Annotated in this window: 11 protein-coding genes; 1 reads left to right on the top strand and 10 read right to left on the bottom strand. The window is 68.9% G+C overall.

The annotated features are described in order from the left end of the window. Window positions 1–12: 12 nt before the first annotated feature. Entirely contained in the window at window positions 13–1,803 is a 1,791-nt protein-coding gene (gcl, locus tag EJP69_RS17085) for a glyoxylate carboligase (RefSeq protein WP_126471655.1), read from the bottom strand. 111 nt (window positions 1,804–1,914) lie between these two features. Between gcl and EJP69_RS17080 the strand changes: the two genes are divergently transcribed. Then, complete coding sequence (locus EJP69_RS17080) at window positions 1,915–2,817, top strand: LysR family transcriptional regulator (protein WP_093197383.1); 903 nt, start codon at window positions 1,915–1,917, stop codon at window positions 2,815–2,817. A 27-nt stretch (window positions 2,818–2,844) separates the two neighbouring features. Here the strand turns inward: EJP69_RS17080 and EJP69_RS17075 are convergent, their stop codons facing one another. From EJP69_RS17075 to EJP69_RS17035, 9 genes are all read right to left on the bottom strand, one after another. After that, entirely contained in the window at window positions 2,845–4,341 is a 1,497-nt protein-coding gene (locus tag EJP69_RS17075; protein WP_126471653.1) for a carotenoid oxygenase family protein, read from the bottom strand. 13 nt (window positions 4,342–4,354) lie between these two features. Next, entirely contained in the window at window positions 4,355–4,792 is a 438-nt protein-coding gene (locus tag EJP69_RS17070) for a DUF2141 domain-containing protein (protein ID WP_126471651.1), read from the bottom strand. Window positions 4,793–4,946: 154 nt separating this feature from the next. Then, complete coding sequence (locus EJP69_RS17065) at window positions 4,947–6,059, bottom strand: AI-2E family transporter (protein ID WP_126471649.1); 1,113 nt, start codon at window positions 6,057–6,059, stop codon at window positions 4,947–4,949. 174 nt (window positions 6,060–6,233) lie between these two features. After that, the gene (locus EJP69_RS17060) at window positions 6,234–6,938 is read right to left on the bottom strand and encodes a GntR family transcriptional regulator (RefSeq protein ID WP_126471646.1); all 705 of its coding nucleotides are present in this window, start codon (window positions 6,936–6,938) and stop codon (window positions 6,234–6,236) included. A gap of 20 nt (window positions 6,939–6,958) precedes the next feature. Then, window positions 6,959–8,305, bottom strand: a complete 1,347-nt coding sequence (locus EJP69_RS17055) for a C4-dicarboxylate transporter DctA (protein ID WP_126471644.1) — start codon at window positions 8,303–8,305, stop codon at window positions 6,959–6,961. 225 nt (window positions 8,306–8,530) lie between these two features. Then, complete coding sequence (locus EJP69_RS17050; RefSeq protein WP_126471642.1) at window positions 8,531–8,983, bottom strand: SRPBCC family protein; 453 nt, start codon at window positions 8,981–8,983, stop codon at window positions 8,531–8,533. A gap of 122 nt (window positions 8,984–9,105) precedes the next feature. Beyond that, on the bottom strand, window positions 9,106–10,266 hold the full coding sequence (locus EJP69_RS17045; RefSeq protein WP_170217148.1) for an ABC transporter substrate-binding protein: 1,161 nt from the start codon (window positions 10,264–10,266) through the stop codon (window positions 9,106–9,108). Between the two features lie 38 nt (window positions 10,267–10,304). Next, the gene (locus tag EJP69_RS17040; protein ID WP_093197362.1) at window positions 10,305–10,631 is read right to left on the bottom strand and encodes a hypothetical protein; all 327 of its coding nucleotides are present in this window, start codon (window positions 10,629–10,631) and stop codon (window positions 10,305–10,307) included. A 6-nt stretch (window positions 10,632–10,637) separates the two neighbouring features. Then, a complete protein-coding gene (locus EJP69_RS17035; protein ID WP_126471640.1) occupies window positions 10,638–15,179 on the bottom strand; it encodes an RHS repeat-associated core domain-containing protein in 4,542 nt (1,513 codons plus the stop codon). Between the last annotated feature and the right edge of the window lie 15 nt (window positions 15,180–15,194).

The raw sequence follows: 15,194 nt of genomic DNA, 5'->3' as shown, positions 1-15,194 counted from the left end.
TCTTCCTTCGTCTCAGTCGAGCAGCGCCGCGACGGCGGTGGGCGCGTCGGCCGGCGTCTCGGCCAGCGGCTCGAACTCGGTGATGTTGTCGATCTCGGTGCCCATCGCGATGTTGGTCACGCGCTCCAGCATCACCTCGATCACCACCGGCACGCTGAACTCGGCCATCAGGGCCTCGGCGCGGCGGATGGCCGGCGCGATCTCTTCCTGCCGATTGACGCGGATCGCCTTGCAGCCCAGGCCCTCGACCACCTTCATGTGGTCCACGCCGTAGCTGCTCTCGATGCCCGCGTCGGGCGCCGCGTTGATGTTGTCGAACGCGAGCTGCACGCAGTAGTCCATCTCGAAGCCGCGCTGCGCCTGGCGGATCAGGCCGAGGTAGGAGTTGTTCACCACGATGTGGATGTACGGCAGCTTGAACTGCGCACCCACGGCCAGCTCCTCGATCATGAACTGGAAGTCGTAGTCGCCCGAGAGCGCGACGATCTTGCGCGTGGGGTCGGCGGCGCGCACGCCCAGCGCTGCGGGAATGGTCCAGCCCAGCGGGCCGGCCTGGCCGCAGTTGATCCAGTGGCGCGGGTTGTACACGTGCAGGAACTGCGCGGCCGCAATCTGCGAGAGACCGATGGTGCTCACGTAGCAGGTGTCGTTGCCGAAGTTGTTGTTCATGCACTGGTACACGCGCTGCGGCTTCATCGGCACTTCGTCGAAGTTCGTCTTGCGCAGCATGGTCTTCTTGCGCTCGATGCACGCCTTGGCCCACTCGCGGCGGTCGGTCAGGCGGCCGGCGGCCTTCATTTCCTCGGCCACCTCGACGAAGAGTTCGAGCGCCGCCTTGGCGTCGGACACGATGCCGAAGTCGGGCGTGAACACGCGGCCGATCTGCGTGGGCTCGATGTCCACGTGCACGAAGGTGCGGCCCTTGGTGTAGACGTCGACCGAGCCGGTGTGGCGGTTGGCCCAGCGGTTGCCGATGCCCAGCACGAAGTCGCTGGCGAGCATCGTGGCGTTGCCGTAGCGATGGCTGGTCTGCAGGCCGCACATGCCGGCCATCAGCGGGTGGTTGTCGGGAATGGAGCCCCAGCCCATGAGCGTGGGGATCACCGGCACGCCGGTGGCCTCGGCGAAGCGCACCAGCAGGTCGGACGCGTCGGCGTTGATGACGCCGCCGCCGGCCACGATCAGCGGGCGCTCGGCCGCGTTGAGCATGCCGATGGCCTTCTCGATCTGGGCGCGCGTGGCGGCCGGCTTGTAGGGCTTGAGCGGCTCGTAGCTGTCGATGTCGAACTCGATCTGCGCCATCTGCACGTCGAAGGGCAGGTCGATCAGCACCGGGCCCGGGCGGCCCGAGCGCATCAGGTGGAAGGCCTGCTGGAACACCTGCGGCACCTGGCCCGGCTCGCGCACCGTGACCGACCACTTGGTGACGGGCTTGGAGATGGACTCGATGTCCACCGCCTGGAAGTCTTCCTTGTAGAGCCGCGCGCGGGGCGCCTGGCCGGTGATGCAGAGGATGGGGATCGAATCGGCCCAGGCCGAGTACAGGCCCGTGATCATGTCGGTGCCCGCCGGGCCCGAGGTGCCGATGCACACGCCGATGTTGCCTGCCACCGCGCGGGTGTAGCCCTCGGCCATGTGCGAGGCGCCTTCCACGTGCCGCGCGAGGATGTGCGCGATGCTGCCGCGCTGGCGCAGGGCCGAGTACATCGGGTTGATCGCCGCGCCGGGCACGCCGAAGGCCTGCGTGACGCCTTCTTTTTCCATCACCAGAACCGCGGCCTGGACCGCTGTCATCTTTGCCATCTGAGTCTCCTTTGGGATGGGCTCACTGTAGGAAGCGGGGCGGATTCCAAGAAGACGGCTGCGGACCATAAAACCTATTCCACGGCGGAATAAGTGACTACCATCCGGCCCATGGACAGATTGCTGGCAATGGAAATGTTCGTGCGGGTGGTCGAGACGGGCAGCTTCTCGAAGGCCGCGCGCGAGTTCAACACCACGCAGCCCACGGTGACCAAGCAGATCGCCGCCACCGAGGAGCGGCTGAAGGTGCGCCTGCTCAACCGCAACACGCGCGGCGTGAGCCTCACCGAGCCTGGCGCGCTCTACTACGAGAAGTGCAAGACCATCGTGCGTGAGGCCGAGGAGGCCGACAGCATCGTGCAGCTGCGGCAGACCCAGGCGCAGGGGCTGCTGCGCGTGGGCACCTCGGTGGCCTTCGGGCGGCGCGTGGTGGTGCCGCTGGCGCTCGAGTACATGAGCCGGCATCCGCAGGTGCAGCTCGACCTGAGCTTCGAGGACCGCTACGTGGATCTCATCGCGCAGGGCATCGACGTGGCCATCCGCATGGGCAAGCTGGCCGACTCGTCATTGGGCGCGCGCTACCTGGGCGCCAATCCGTGGGTGATGGTCGCCTCGCCCGCCTACCTGAAGAAGCACGGCACGCCGAAGCGCGCGCAGGACCTGAGCGCGCACGTGGCGCTCATCTACAGCAGCGTGGTGGGCGACGAGTTCTGGCGCATGCACACGCCCAGGGGCGAGCCGGTCACGGTGCCGGTGTCGGGTCGCTTCCGCTCGAACAACCTCTCGGCCGTGCTGGCGGCGGCGCGCGACGGCCTGGGCATCGCGCTGATGCCGCGCTACGTGGCCAGCGACTCGCTGGCGGCCGGCAAGGTGCGCGAGGTGCTCGGCGACCACGCGCTGCCCGAGCAGGAGATACACGCCGTCTTCCCGTCGCCCAAGCTGGTGCCGGGCAAGGTGTCGGGCTTCGTGGCCTTCCTGCAGGGGCGCTTCGACGAAGGCTGGTGGGAGGCCTGAATTTCTTCTTCTTCTTCTTCTTCTTCTTCAGGCGCTCACGAAGGCACCGTGCAGGCCTAGAGGAAGAGCGTAAGGCAGCGTGGCCTGCGCCACCGGTCCCGCAGCCAGGTTGTCCGCCGCGAAGCACGACAGCACCGTCTTCCGCCTGCCGAAGTCGAGCACGGTGCCCAGCACCCAGCCCGCTTTCGAGCCGTCGGGCACGAAGACGTGTTCTTCCACCATGGCCTGCGTGCCGTAGCTGTAGCGCTGGCTGCGGCCGGTCTCGACGTCGGTGCGCGCGATCGCGCCGAAGCCGGGCAGGTCGCGCCGGATCTGCGTGGCGTGCACCACCTGGCGATGGCGCAGGCCGACGCGGCGCGGGTCGATGCGCGGGAATTCGGCTTCCTGCGCCAGCGTCTTCTGCATGGCACGCTCCGTGGACAGGTTCAGCGTGGCCACGGTCAGGTGCGGCTCGGTGGTCTTCACGCGGCGGGCGCGCATCAGTTCGCGGCTGGTGACGAACACCGAGTCGGCGTTGTCCGAGCGCACGTAGTCGATGTGGATCTGCGTGCCGCGCGGCGTGTCTTCCTCCCAGGCGTTGCCGACGTGGAACAGGAAGCCGGCCGGCAGCGCGAGCACTTGGCGCTTTTCCCAGTTCCGCTTGTCGATGACCAGTGCGCGCATGCCGAGCTCCGGCCGCCAGACGTGCGCGTCGAGAAAGCTCGCGCCGGCGGCCTTGCGCTTGCTGTCGTAGACCAGCGGCGGCAGCAGGAACACCAGGTGCCGCTCGGTGACGGCGAAGTCGTGGACCATCGGCATGTCTGCCACCGGCACCACGGCCGCGCGCCGCAGCGCGCCTTCGGGCGCGATCTCGTACAGCGCCAGCAGGCCCTGGCCGGAGCTCACGCCGAAATTCCACACCGTGCCGTCCGGATCGACCTTGGGATGGGCCGAAAACGGCATGCCCGCGAGATCGGCGCGCCAGGTCTTCACGCCCAGCGTGTCGAGCGTGAGCGCGTCGATGCGCGTGGCCGAGCCGCCTTCCCACAGCGCCAGGACCTCGCCGCGCATCGGCAGCACGCTGGTGTTGGCAACGTTGATGCTGTCGGCGGAAGTCGGCGGCTCCACGCCCGGCGGCATGGTGCCGAAGGCCTCGAACAGGCGGCGGCCGGCCTTCACTTCGGCCACGCGCTTGGGCGTGGCTACATAGCGGCCCTGGTGACGCACTTCGGCCCCCTCGATCACGAAGCGATGCACCATGCCGTCGCCGTCGAACCAGTGGTGGTAGCGCTCGCCGCCCAGGTCGTGGCCGGCCGGGCCGATGCGGAACAGCGTGCCCGCCACGGCGTCGGGGAAGCGTCCGCGCACCGTGGCACGGGTCAGCGGAAAGTCGTCGGCAGGCGTGGCGAAGCCGGTCTTCCAGGGGGCGTCGGCAGCCTCGAACTGGGTCTGCCAATCGTCGGTGCCGGCCGCGCGCGCCAGCGGTGCCAGCAGGGGCAGGGCGCCGGCCGAAGCCAGCAGGCGCAGGAGTTCGCGTCGTTCCATGGCGTCGTGCTCCTCAGCGCAGGTGGATGACGGTCTGCAGGTCGGCGTCGACGGCGATCGCGGCGGCCTCGAAGTCGGGCGCGGCGCGGTTGCCCTTGGCGTCGTTCGAGAAGCCATAGCGCTCGATCGGCATGCCCATGAGGTTGGTGTCGAGCTTGCCGTTGCCGTTCTCGTCGGCGAATGCGCGCAGCGCGTAGCGTCCGGGCGCCAGTCCCGCGAACACGAGGCGGGCCTTGCCGTCCTGCATCGGCGCGGTCTGCGAGGCCACGGCCTTGCTGTCGGCGTAGCTGGCGGCGTCGTTGTACAGCGCGACGTAGAGCGTGGCATTGGCGGCGGGGCCGTCGGCGACGCTCAGGCTCAGGTCGGCGGCGAAGGCGCCGGCGGGCAGGAGGATCGCGGTGGTGCACAGGGCGTGCACGGCCGGGCGGGACATGAATGCGGGAAGTTGCATGGCGGGCCTCGTTGGAAGTTGGAGGCCCGACGATCTCGCAGGCCGGGCTCGGTGCCCAGCGCCATGTGACGAAACGCAGGATTGCGCGCGCGAAATGCGCGCGGAGGGGGCGGAACGGAGGAGCGGGCGGGTGCCTGCTCCTGCCTCAGCCGCCTCAGCCCTTCTTCTTGCCGCTGTTCTCGGCGCCTTCCACGCCTTCGGCTGCCTCGTGGCCGTTGCCCACGTGGCCCGAATCGGCGAACAGGCTCCACGCGGCCATGAACAGCGCCGCGATCACCGGCCCGATCACGAAGCCGTTGATGCCGAAGATCGCCATGCCGCCGATGGTCGACATCAGCACGATGTAGTCGGGCATCTGCGTGTCCTTGCCCACCAGCACGGGGCGCAGGATGTTGTCGACCAGGCCGATCACGAACACGCCCACGAAGATCAGCACGCCGCCCTGCCAGAAATGGCCCGTGGCCAGGAAGTAGATGGCCACCGGCGCCCAGATCAGCGCCGCGCCCACGGCGGGCAGCAGCGACAGGAAGGCCATCAGCACCGCCCACAGCAGCGCGCCCTGCACGCCGAGGAACCAGAACGCCAGCCCGCCGAGCGCGCCCTGCGCGACGGCCACCGCCACGTTGCCTTTCACGGTGGCGCGGATCACGGTGGTGAACTTGTTGAGCAGGTAGTGCGTGTGCGGCTTGGCCAGCGGCACCGCGTCGCGCATCGTCTTCGACAGCGTTGCGCCGTCGCGCACCAGGAAGTACAGCAGGTACAGCATCACGAAGAAGCTGACGATGAAGTCGAAGGTGTTCTGGCCGATGGCCAGCGCCTGGCTCGCGATGATCTGGCTGGCCTGCCCGGCGGCGGCCGAGATGCGCGCCTGCCAGGCCGCCATGTCGCCGAGGTTGAAGCGCTCGACCAGGTTCAGCAGCCACTGCGGCGAGGCGTCCAGGATCTGCTGGAAGTAGGCCGCGAAGTTGAGCTGCCCGGAACGGATGCTCTGCGTGACCAGCGCGATCTCCTGCACCAGCGACACGCCCACCATGGCCAGCGGCAGGATCACGATGAACAGGCAGATGGCCAGCGTGGACAGTGCCGCCGCGTTGGGCCTGCCGCGCATCTTCTTCAGCAGCCGCTTGTAGAGCGGCGTGAACAGGATCGCCAGCGCCACGCCCCACAGCACCGCGCCGAAGAACGGCATCAGCACCCAGAGGAAGGCGACGGTCACGACGGCGAGAAGGGCGAGGAACACGCCGCGCTGGAGTTGGGGTGAGTTCATAAGTGTCTCGGACTGTAGCCGAGCCGGAACCCAGGACCGTGTCAGCGGGTGCGCCCTCGTGCGCCAGGGCTGTTTCGGGCGATCGGCTCGCCTGGGAAGCCCGGCGGCATTGCGCCGGATGCTAGGAACTCGATAGCACGCGCGGTATTAGTGCACAGACGTGCACGGGCGCGATCACCGCCGCGCGCGCGGCAGCGCCACCGGCGCCAGCGTGGCCTTGAGCCTGCTCGGTGCATCGGGCTCCGTGGCCGCGTCGACCTCCAGCGCCCGCTCGACATTGCCGATGTGCTCCAGCATCAGCCGCCGCGCCCGGGCCGTATCCCCAGCCTCCAGCGCCGCAACGATCGCCCCGTGCTCCGCGCACGACTGCCCCGCCTCGTGCTTCGACTGGTAGAGCGTGGCCGCCAGCGTGGTGCGGGCCGTGAGATCGCGCAGCACGTCGACCAGCAGCTGGTGCCCCATCTGCTCGGCCAGGCAGACGTGGAAGTCGGCCAGCAGGAAGGCGCGCGTGGCGGCGTCGGCGCCTTCGATGGCGCGCTGCTCGTCGGCGATGTGGTCGCGCAGCTTGCGGATCACCTTCGAGAGCGGCCGGCCCGCGCTGGCCTCGAGGATGCCGGCCTCCACGATGCGCCGCGCCGAGAAGGCGTCGCGCGCCTCTTCGGCCGAAGGCTCCACCACGTACCAGCCGCGGCGCGACTGCACCTCGACGAAACCGCGCGCCTGCAGCTGCATCAGCGCCTCGCGCACCATCGTGCGGCTCACCGAGAAGTTCTCGGCCAGCGCCTGCTCGCCCAGCCGCTCGCCCGGCGCGAGCTTCTGCGCGAGGATGGCCTCGACGACGCGTTCGGCGATGACGGTGGGGCTGACGTCGGCGGGCATGTTTCTCTTCTGTTCCCTGTTCAGTGGGCGCTCGATGCGGAGGCGGTGGCCGTGGTGTTTACCACGGCTGTGTCTTCGGCCTCGGCCAGCGGCTCGTCGTCGGGCGAATAGGTGCCGTCGAGCACCGCGTGCGCGCGTTCGCGGTCGATGTCGCCTTCCCAGGCGGCGATGGCCACCGTCGCTACGCAGTTGCCGATCAGGTTGCCCAGCGCGCGGGCGATGCCCATGAACCAGTCGACCGACAGCACCAGCACCAGCCCGATCGCGGGAATCGCCGGAATGGCATGCAGCGTTGCCGCCAGCACCACGATGGCCGAGCCCGGCACGCCGTGCGCGCCCTTGGAGGTGACCAGCGCGATCGCCAGGATCGTCATCAGGTCGGCCATCGAGATCGGCGTGTTGGTGGCCTGCGCGATGAACACGGCCGCCAGCGTGATGTAGATCGAGAAGGCGTCGAGGTTGAACGAGTAGCCCGTGGGAATCACCAGGCCCACGGTCGAATCGCGGATGCCCATGCGGCGCAGCTTGGCCATGACCTGCGGCAGCACGCTGTCCGACGAGGTGGTGGCGAACACGATGGCGAGCTCTTCGCGCAGGTAGCGCAGCAGCTTGATCAGGCTGAAGCCCGACATGCGCATCACCAGCCCGAGCACCACGAACACGAAGACCAGCACCGCGCCGTAGAAGAGGGCGACCAGCATGCCCAGCTGCTTGAGCGAGCCGATGCCGTACTGCCCCACCGTGAACGCGATGGCGCCCAGCACGCCCAGCGGCGCCAGCTTGATGATGATGCCCATGATCTTGAAGAGCACCAGCGAGAGCGCGTCGACCACCACGGCCACCGGCTTGCCGCGCTCGCCGAGCAGCGTGAGCGCGCAGCCGAAGAGCACCGCGAACAGCAGCACCTGCAGCACGTCGCCGGTGGCGAAGGCGTTCACCACCGTGGTCGGGATGAGCTTCATCAGGAACTCGACCGTGCCGCCGCTCGTGAGCTTGTCGGCGTTCGAGGCATAGGCGCTCATCGCGGCCGGATCGAGCTTCGACGGATCGACGTTCATGCCCGTGCCCGGCTGGAACACGAAGGCCAGCACCAGGCCCATCGCCAGCGCGATGGTGGTCAGCACCTCGAAGTAGATGAGCGACTTCACGCCCACCCGGCCCACGCGCCTGAGGTCTCCCGCGCCGGCGATGCCGTGCACCACCACGCAGAACACCAGCACAGGGATGATCATCTTGATCAGCTTGATGAAACCGTCACCGAGCGGCTTGAGCTTGACGGCGTACTCGGGCGCAAGAAGCCCCGCGAGCACGCCGAGCACCAGCGCGATGACCACCTGACCGAATAGCGATTTGGCGAAGCGGGGCATGAAGTCTCCTGTCTGTCTGTCTGTCGTGTCTGGGTTTTGCATGCAAGCAATGCCATCTCTTGCATGCAAGAAATGTAGGCAAGACAAACGAAGAGGCGTCAGAGGGTATTCCCGGGCGTAGGCCGGGGGAATCAAGGCGTGGTCGCTTGGGGGAGATGGGGCCTGCTGCCGGAGCGGGTTCCGGCAGCAGGGTCACGGGTTCGCCGCAGCGAAGCCCGCGGGCGCTCAGCCCGGGATGTTCGGCTCGACCAGCTGGGCCAGCGAGACCAGCGACTCCTGCCAGCCCAGGTAGCACATCTCGGCGGGAATCACGGCGGGAATGCCTTCCTGAACGATGGAGACGTCCGTGCCGCAGGACACGGCGGTCAAGCTCACGGTCGTCTTCATGGTGCCCGGAAGGTTGGGATCGTCGAAGCTCGCGTCGTACGCGATGCGGGTGTGGGGAACGAGCTCCAGGTACTTGCCGCCGAACGAGTGGCTGTGGCCGGTGCCGAAGTTGGTGAAGGACATGCGCCAGACGCCGCCCACCACCGGCTCCATCGCGTGGACCTTGCCGGTGTAGCCGAACGGGGGCAGCCAGCGCTCGAAGGCGCCGGGCTGGGTGAATGCGCGATAGATGCGCTCCGGCGGGGCGCGCAGGACGCGGTGCAGGCGGACGGTATTGGTGTTGGTAGCCATGGTTGATTACTCCTGAAGAACCGAGGATGACCCTCAGCAGCACGTCGGGCGAGCGTGAGGAGAATCGACATGCCGGGAGATAGGTGAAAACCCCTATTCGGGTTCGCGCCGCTTCCCTTTTCTTACCTGCAGTCGTTCCAGTAAGCGTCGACGTTCGCCTCCAGCGGCGTCGCGACCCGCTTCAGCGACGCGCGGCCCTGGGCATCCCTGGCGACCACGAAGACGTGGCCGTCCTGGACAGGGAAGCCGTTGCGCAGGAACTTGAAGCCGCTGCGCACTGACGGAAAGTCGGCCCTGCTGAGTGCGTTGCGCAGGTCGCTGCGATTGGCGACGGAGCCCCCGGTTTCCTTCAGCGCGCTGTCGATGAGGAGTGCCGCATCGAAACCCTGCGCGGCGTACTGCGACGGGATGCGCCCGTACTTCCTTTCGAAGGCCGGAACGAAAGCCTTGTTCGTCGGGCTCGGCAGGTCGGGGCCCCAGACCGAGCCCGCCAGCGCGCCGAGCGCGGCATCGCCGAGCAGCGGCAGCGTCGTGCCGTCGACGGTGCCGATGGTCAGCAGGGGAACCTTCCCCAGCAGGCCCGACCGGTTCATCTGCCTGATGAAGTCGACGCCCATCTGGCCCGGAAGAAAGGCGACCACCGCGTCCGGCGCGACAGACCTGATCTTCGCCAGCTCCGCCGAGTAGTCGGCCTGGCCGGGCCGGGCGTGGAGTTCGCTCACCACCTCGCCCGAATAGAAGTGCCTGAAGCCCCGCAGCTGGTCCCGGCCCGACGGGCTGTCTGGCGCCAGGAACAGCGTTTTCCACCAGCCCTTGTCGACCGCATGCCTGCCCACGATTCCGGCCTGGTACTCGTCCTGGGACGAGGTGAAGACGAACCTGTTGTTGCACTGCCTGCCAGCGAGCGGCGCGGGGCCGGCGTTCGAGCCGACGAACAGCACGCCCGATCTGGCGAGCGGCCTGGCCATTGCCATCATCACGTCGGAAGAGGTCACGCCGGTGATGAAGCTGACCTTGTCCTTCTGGACCAGGTTCTCCACCAGCTGCGCACCGAGCTCGGGGTCCTGCCGGTCGTCTTCCTTGACGACCGCCACGGGCACGCCGCCGAGCATTCCGTTGCGCTGTTCCACGGCCAGCATGAAGCCGTCGTACTGGTCCTGCCCGAGTGCCGCCGAAGGTCCGGAGAGCGTGCCGATGAAACCGATCTTCACCTGAGCGGATGCGGCCAGCGCAGCGGTGCAGAGGGCGCAGGCGAGGAGGGCCGAGCGGATGCGGTGGATCAAGAGGTTCCTTGTAACGAACGAAAGAGGCCTGCGCAAAGTCAATCGCCGAAGGCCACGAGCCCGCAGCCCTTTCCCACCGCGGCTTCGAGAAGCTCGCGCATGGCGGCGAATGCCGCGAGCGCCTGCCGGTTTCCCGACAGCTCGCCTGCATTCACCGTGAAGACCTTCAGCAGCGTCGCCACCTGCGCGGGCTCGAGCATCGAATCGTCGGAGTACCTGAGATCGGCGCCTGCCTGCCTGCCCTTGTCGAACAGGGCGGCGAGCGAACGGTGCGCATCGAGATCGATGGAGCCGGCGAACTCCAGGCTGCCGGGGTCTTCCGGCATGGCCTTGGTGGAGGAGGGCGCGTAGTAGATGTCCAGCATATGCAGTCAGTCCAGCGGGTGGAAGGTTTGGACGGTCCCGTCTTCGTTCACGGTCGCCCGATAGCGTTTGTATTCTCCGCCGTACTTGAGCCTGGACTCGAAGACCGGCTTGCCCTCGTAGCTCGACTCCTTGCCGTGCTTGAGTGTCTTGCCGAGCATCGAGGCGATGTCGTCCTGGCTCATGCTCGAGTTGAACTTCGACTTCTTGGGGAATCGCAGCGGGTCCACGTGCCGGTCGTAGATGTGCTTCCAGCCCGAAGCCGCATTGCCCTGCTCGAGCACGAAGTTGCGGCTGCCCCGGTTGAAGCCGACCGGCCGCGCGAGGGTCTCGCCGCAGATCCAACCCAGCGGGTCGATCCACCGGATCGGGTTGGGCGCGTAGCCGTGCAGGTTGAAGCCCCCGGCGAGCCCGATCGGATCGGGACTGATGAAGCGCCCGATGTCCGGGTCGTAGAAGCGGAAGGTGTTGTAGTGCAGCCCGGTGTCGCGGTCGAGGTACTGCCCCTGGAAGCGCAGGTTCTGCTCCACCGGTCGTGGCGCTTCCTCGCCCTGCCGGGCGGGGCGGCCGTCGAGCGCGGTGACTTCCCATTGCTCGGCGACGGTCGCGCCCCAGGTCCTGTAGCTCGCGCGCCAGCACAGGTTGCCGTCGTCGCTGCTGAGCTCCTCCGGCATGCCGGCGGGGTCGTTGTGGAAGTGCAGGACCCGCGCGGAGGGCAACGAGGCTGACGCCGCCGCCGCCGCTGCCGCCGCGGGCGATGTCCTCGCGTCCACGCGCGCCATGGGCACGTGGCTGTCGGGCTCGTACACGTAGCTGACCACCTGCGAACCACGGCGCTCCTCGATCAGCCGCAGCCCTTCCCAGATGAAGCGCGTGGTGCCGAAGGCATCGTGCCTGGCCACGCGGCGGCCCATGGCGTCGTAGTCGAAGCGCGCGACCTGGGTGGTGGCCTCCGGCGTGTGCGGGCGTCGCGTGGTGTGCACGGCAACGAGGCGGTTCTCGTCGTCCCATTCGAAGCGCTGCTCGGTGTGCCTGCCCGACTTCTTGCACGCGAGCCGGCCGTGGCCGTCGTAGATGTAGCGCTTGTCCTCGAACACGCGCACGAGGTTGTCGCGCACATAGCCGCGTACCTCGCCGCGCATCTCGCCCCGGGGCGCTGTGGCCAGCGACGCATCGAGCAGATTGCCGGCCGGGTCGTAGGCAAAGCGCTCCTGGTTGGCTGCGTCGCGCACGGCCTGCGCTGCGGGCAGCGGCATGCGCACGGTTTCCTCGATGCGGCCGGTGGCGTCGTAGCGATGGCCGGTCGCGCCTTGCAGCGAGTGGCGGCTCTGGCGCAGTTCGCCCGTGGGGTCGTAGCTGTATTCCTTCATCAGGCCGTCGAGCAGGCGGGCGTCGGCGGTGCCCGCGCTGTCCATGGCCTGGCGCCATGAGTTGTCCCGGGTGGTGAAGGGAGAAGCCAGCGACCCCGGCCGGCTCCAGGCCGCGGCGCGGCGCCCCAGCGGGTCGAGCGCGAAGCGCGTGGAGAGCGTGCCCTGGCTGCGCGCGATCTCCCTGTGCAGGTCGTCGCGCTCGATGTCGCTGATGAGCTGGTGCACGGCCGGCGCGTCGCCGCGCTGCAGCGAGAAGTTGACCTGGTGCAGGTGCCCCGAGCCGTAGTGCAGGTAGTTCAGCGCGCGCAGCTCGTCGGCCTGATCCGCCAGCGCGGGCAGCAGGGTCCGCGTGCGGTTGCCGAGCGCATCGTGTTCGTGGCGCAACTGGTGGCGCTCGCCGGTGACTTCGTCGATGGCCGTCTCGCCCACCAGCCGGCCGAGCCTGTCGTAGGCGAAGCAGCTGCGGTGCAGCGCGCGCAGCTGCACCGATTTGCCCTCGGCCAGCGGGCTCACCACTTCCAGCTTGACGGCGTCGATGAGCTGGTCGAGCGCGCTGTAGCGATAGCGGTAATGGTGCGTGGCCGTGCGCTTCTCCACGAGCCGGCCCACCGCGTCGCGGACGAGCTCGGTGCGCAGCGGCTGCGCCGCGCGGCGCGGGCCGGCCTGCGGGGCGTCGGGCGCGAGGTCTTCGTCGCCGATGCCGGGATGGTGGGTGATGGCGACCGGCCATCCGCCGGCGCCGTACTCCACCTGCACGCGCGTGCCGCCCACGCGGCGCTCTTCCACCACGCGGTCGGCGTCGTCGTACGCGAACTCGAAGCGCAGGCCGTTCTCGTTGACCAGCGACTGCAGCCTGCGGGCGCTGTCGTAGTTCCAGGCGACGTGCCTGCCCTCCGCGTCCTGGCGCCACAGCGGCTCGCCGCGGCGGCCGAGTGCGAACCGGGTGGTGCGGCTCAGTGCGTCGGTGCTTGCGAGCAGCCGGCCCGCCGCGTCGCGGTGGAACGCCTGGTGGCTGCCGTCGGGTTGCGAGACGCCGAGCAGGCGCCCCATGGCGTCGTGCGTGAACCGCGTCTGCTGGCCCGCGGCGTCGGTCAGCGTCTTCAGGTATCCACGGTCGTCGTAGGCATGGCGCGTGGTCTTGCCGGAGCAGTCGGTCTGCGCGACGAGCTGGGCGCATTCGTTCCAGCTCAGCTTGCTGACGCCCCCCCTGGCATCGGTGATGGCGATGGGCAGGCCGCGCCTGTCGTAGCTGTATTCGGTGACGTGGCCGAGCGGATCGGTCTCGCGCACGAGGTTGCCCTCGTCGCTGTAGGCATAGGTCCAGGCGCTGCCGTCGGGCAGGGTCTCGCGCCAGGGCAGGCCGAGCTCGGTCCAGCCGGTGCTGTGCGTGCGGCCGAGCGCGTCGGTACGGCTGCTCATGAAGCCCTGCGCGTCGTAGGTGCAGCGGGTGACGGCACCGCCGGGCTCCGTCATCGCCACGAGCTGGTCGAGCTCGTCGTAGTGCGCCTGCCAGTGCCGGCCCGAGGCATCGGTGTACGAGAGCAGTCGGTGCTGCGCGTTCCAGCGCCAGACGAAGACGCGGCCGAGCTGGTCGACTGCGCGGGTTTCGCCGAAGGCTTCCGGGCCTTCTCCCTGCAGCGGAGAGAAGCCGACGTCCCAGCTCTCGCCGTCGTTGGTCCAGTGGCGGCGCACGCGCGCGTCCTTGCCGGTTCCGGTCCACGCGTAGTGGCACTCGAGCCCCGCGGCGTCGGCGTGGAAGTTCATGAGGCCGCTCTGCACCTTGCCCTGTGCTTCGTAGCCGAAGCGGCGAACCACCTCGCCGTTGCGGTCGGTCACCTCCAGCAGCCGGCCTTCCGCATCGTGCCGGTAGGCCACCAGCAGGCACGGCGTTTCGCCCGGCGCGCCTGCCGCGAGGCGGACCGCGCGCAGCTGCCGGCCGTCGCCCGCGTAGTCGAGCGCGAGCAGGCGCCCGGTGCTGTCGGTCAGTTCGCCCAGCCGGCCTTGCGCGTCGTGGCGCAGTTCGATGAAGTTGCCGTTGCGGTCTTCGAGCCGCGAGAGCTTCAGCGTCTGTTCGCGCGGCAGGTCCTCGCGCGGCGGCTGGAAGATGAAGAACAGCCCGCCCGGCACATGGATGAAGTAGTGGCCGCTCTCGGTGCGGCACAGGTCCAGGCCGTCGCGCGGGCTGTATTGCCGCGTGCCGGGTTCGATGTCGGGCAGCTCCAGCAGCCGGCCCTGTTCGTCGACGAGCGTGAGCACAGGCTCGCCCGCCGCGCCGGTGCCGGGGCGCAGCTCCATCGCGTAGGGCAGGTTCCAGCCCTGTCCCAGCGCGCCGTCGCGGCGCATGTCGTGGCTGCTGTAGAAGCGCTGCCATTCGATGGGCAGCGGCCCCGGCAGGGTGAAGTCGAGCTCGCTCTCGCCGCCCAGGAACTTGCCGCCGGTCGCCGCGTGCACCGGGTTGCCGAAGGAGCTCACCATGCCGTGGATGCCCATGCCCAGCCCCACGGCGCCTTCGATCAGGCAGGGCAGGGCGTTCCGGCCCTGCCGCGCGAGCTTCGGCAGGCAGCGCAGGCCCTTGTAGATCATGACCACGTTGAAGATGGTCACCAGCACCTTCGAGATCAGCGGCACCTCGTCGGCCACCTCGCGCACGCGCGCGGTCGGCCCGCCGATGAAGACGGTGCGCGAGCCCTCGCTGATCTTGGCGCCGCACTCGGTGTGGTCGTCCTTGCGGCAGGCCACGCCCATGTTGATGAAGACGGTCTCGGAGCCTTCGGCCAGCAGGATCTGCGGCGAGTCCCTGGAGCAGCTCACGGTGTCCATGGGCACGTCGGGCGAGGCGCGCGCCGCACCCGTGGCCTTGCTGTCGATGAACACGTCCGACGAGCCGCTGGTGATCGCGCCGGTGACGGTGAGCGTCTCGGGCACCAGCGCATCGGCTGCAGCCTCGCCGAGCCCCGCGCCGATGTAGCCGCCGGCGGCACGCGCGCCCACGACCACCAGTCCGGCCACGAGCGGTCCCGCCAGCCCGCCGGTGCCGACGATGGCCGCCGCGGCCAGCCCCGCCGCGAAGCCCACGGCGATGCCGCCGATCAGCCCGCCGGCGAACTTCGCCCAGAACCGCGCGTGCGCATTCGTGTGGGCGATGGGGTCGTGCAGGCGTGCTGCGGGCTGGCCGGCCATGGTGTGCTTGCGTGC

The organism is Variovorax gossypii (assembly GCF_003965815.1).
GTDB classification, from domain to species: domain Bacteria; phylum Pseudomonadota; class Gammaproteobacteria; order Burkholderiales; family Burkholderiaceae_C; genus Variovorax; species Variovorax gossypii.
Note: the sequence above shows the minus strand (reverse complement) of the source record. Positions and strands in the feature narration are given on the sequence as shown.

What these genes read in the sequence shown, in the direction of transcription:
- gcl (WP_126471655.1), bottom strand. Translation starts at nt 1,803, where the DNA reads ATGGCAAAGATGACAGCGGTCCAGGCCGCGGTTCTGGTGATGGAAAAA.
- EJP69_RS17040 (WP_093197362.1), bottom strand. Translation starts at nt 10,631, where the DNA reads ATGCTGGACATCTACTACGCGCCCTCCTCCACCAAGGCCATGCCGGAA.
- EJP69_RS17080 (WP_093197383.1), top strand. Translation starts at nt 1,915, where the DNA reads ATGGACAGATTGCTGGCAATGGAAATGTTCGTGCGGGTGGTCGAGACG.
- EJP69_RS17075 (WP_126471653.1), bottom strand. Translation starts at nt 4,341, where the DNA reads ATGGAACGACGCGAACTCCTGCGCCTGCTGGCTTCGGCCGGCGCCCTG.
- EJP69_RS17060 (WP_126471646.1), bottom strand. Translation starts at nt 6,938, where the DNA reads ATGCCCGCCGACGTCAGCCCCACCGTCATCGCCGAACGCGTCGTCGAG.
- EJP69_RS17055 (WP_126471644.1), bottom strand. Translation starts at nt 8,305, where the DNA reads ATGCCCCGCTTCGCCAAATCGCTATTCGGTCAGGTGGTCATCGCGCTG.
- EJP69_RS17035 (WP_126471640.1), bottom strand. Translation starts at nt 15,179, where the DNA reads ATGGCCGGCCAGCCCGCAGCACGCCTGCACGACCCCATCGCCCACACG.
- EJP69_RS17065 (WP_126471649.1), bottom strand. Translation starts at nt 6,059, where the DNA reads ATGAACTCACCCCAACTCCAGCGCGGCGTGTTCCTCGCCCTTCTCGCC.
- EJP69_RS17050 (WP_126471642.1), bottom strand. Translation starts at nt 8,983, where the DNA reads ATGGCTACCAACACCAATACCGTCCGCCTGCACCGCGTCCTGCGCGCC.
- EJP69_RS17070 (WP_126471651.1), bottom strand. Translation starts at nt 4,792, where the DNA reads ATGCAACTTCCCGCATTCATGTCCCGCCCGGCCGTGCACGCCCTGTGC.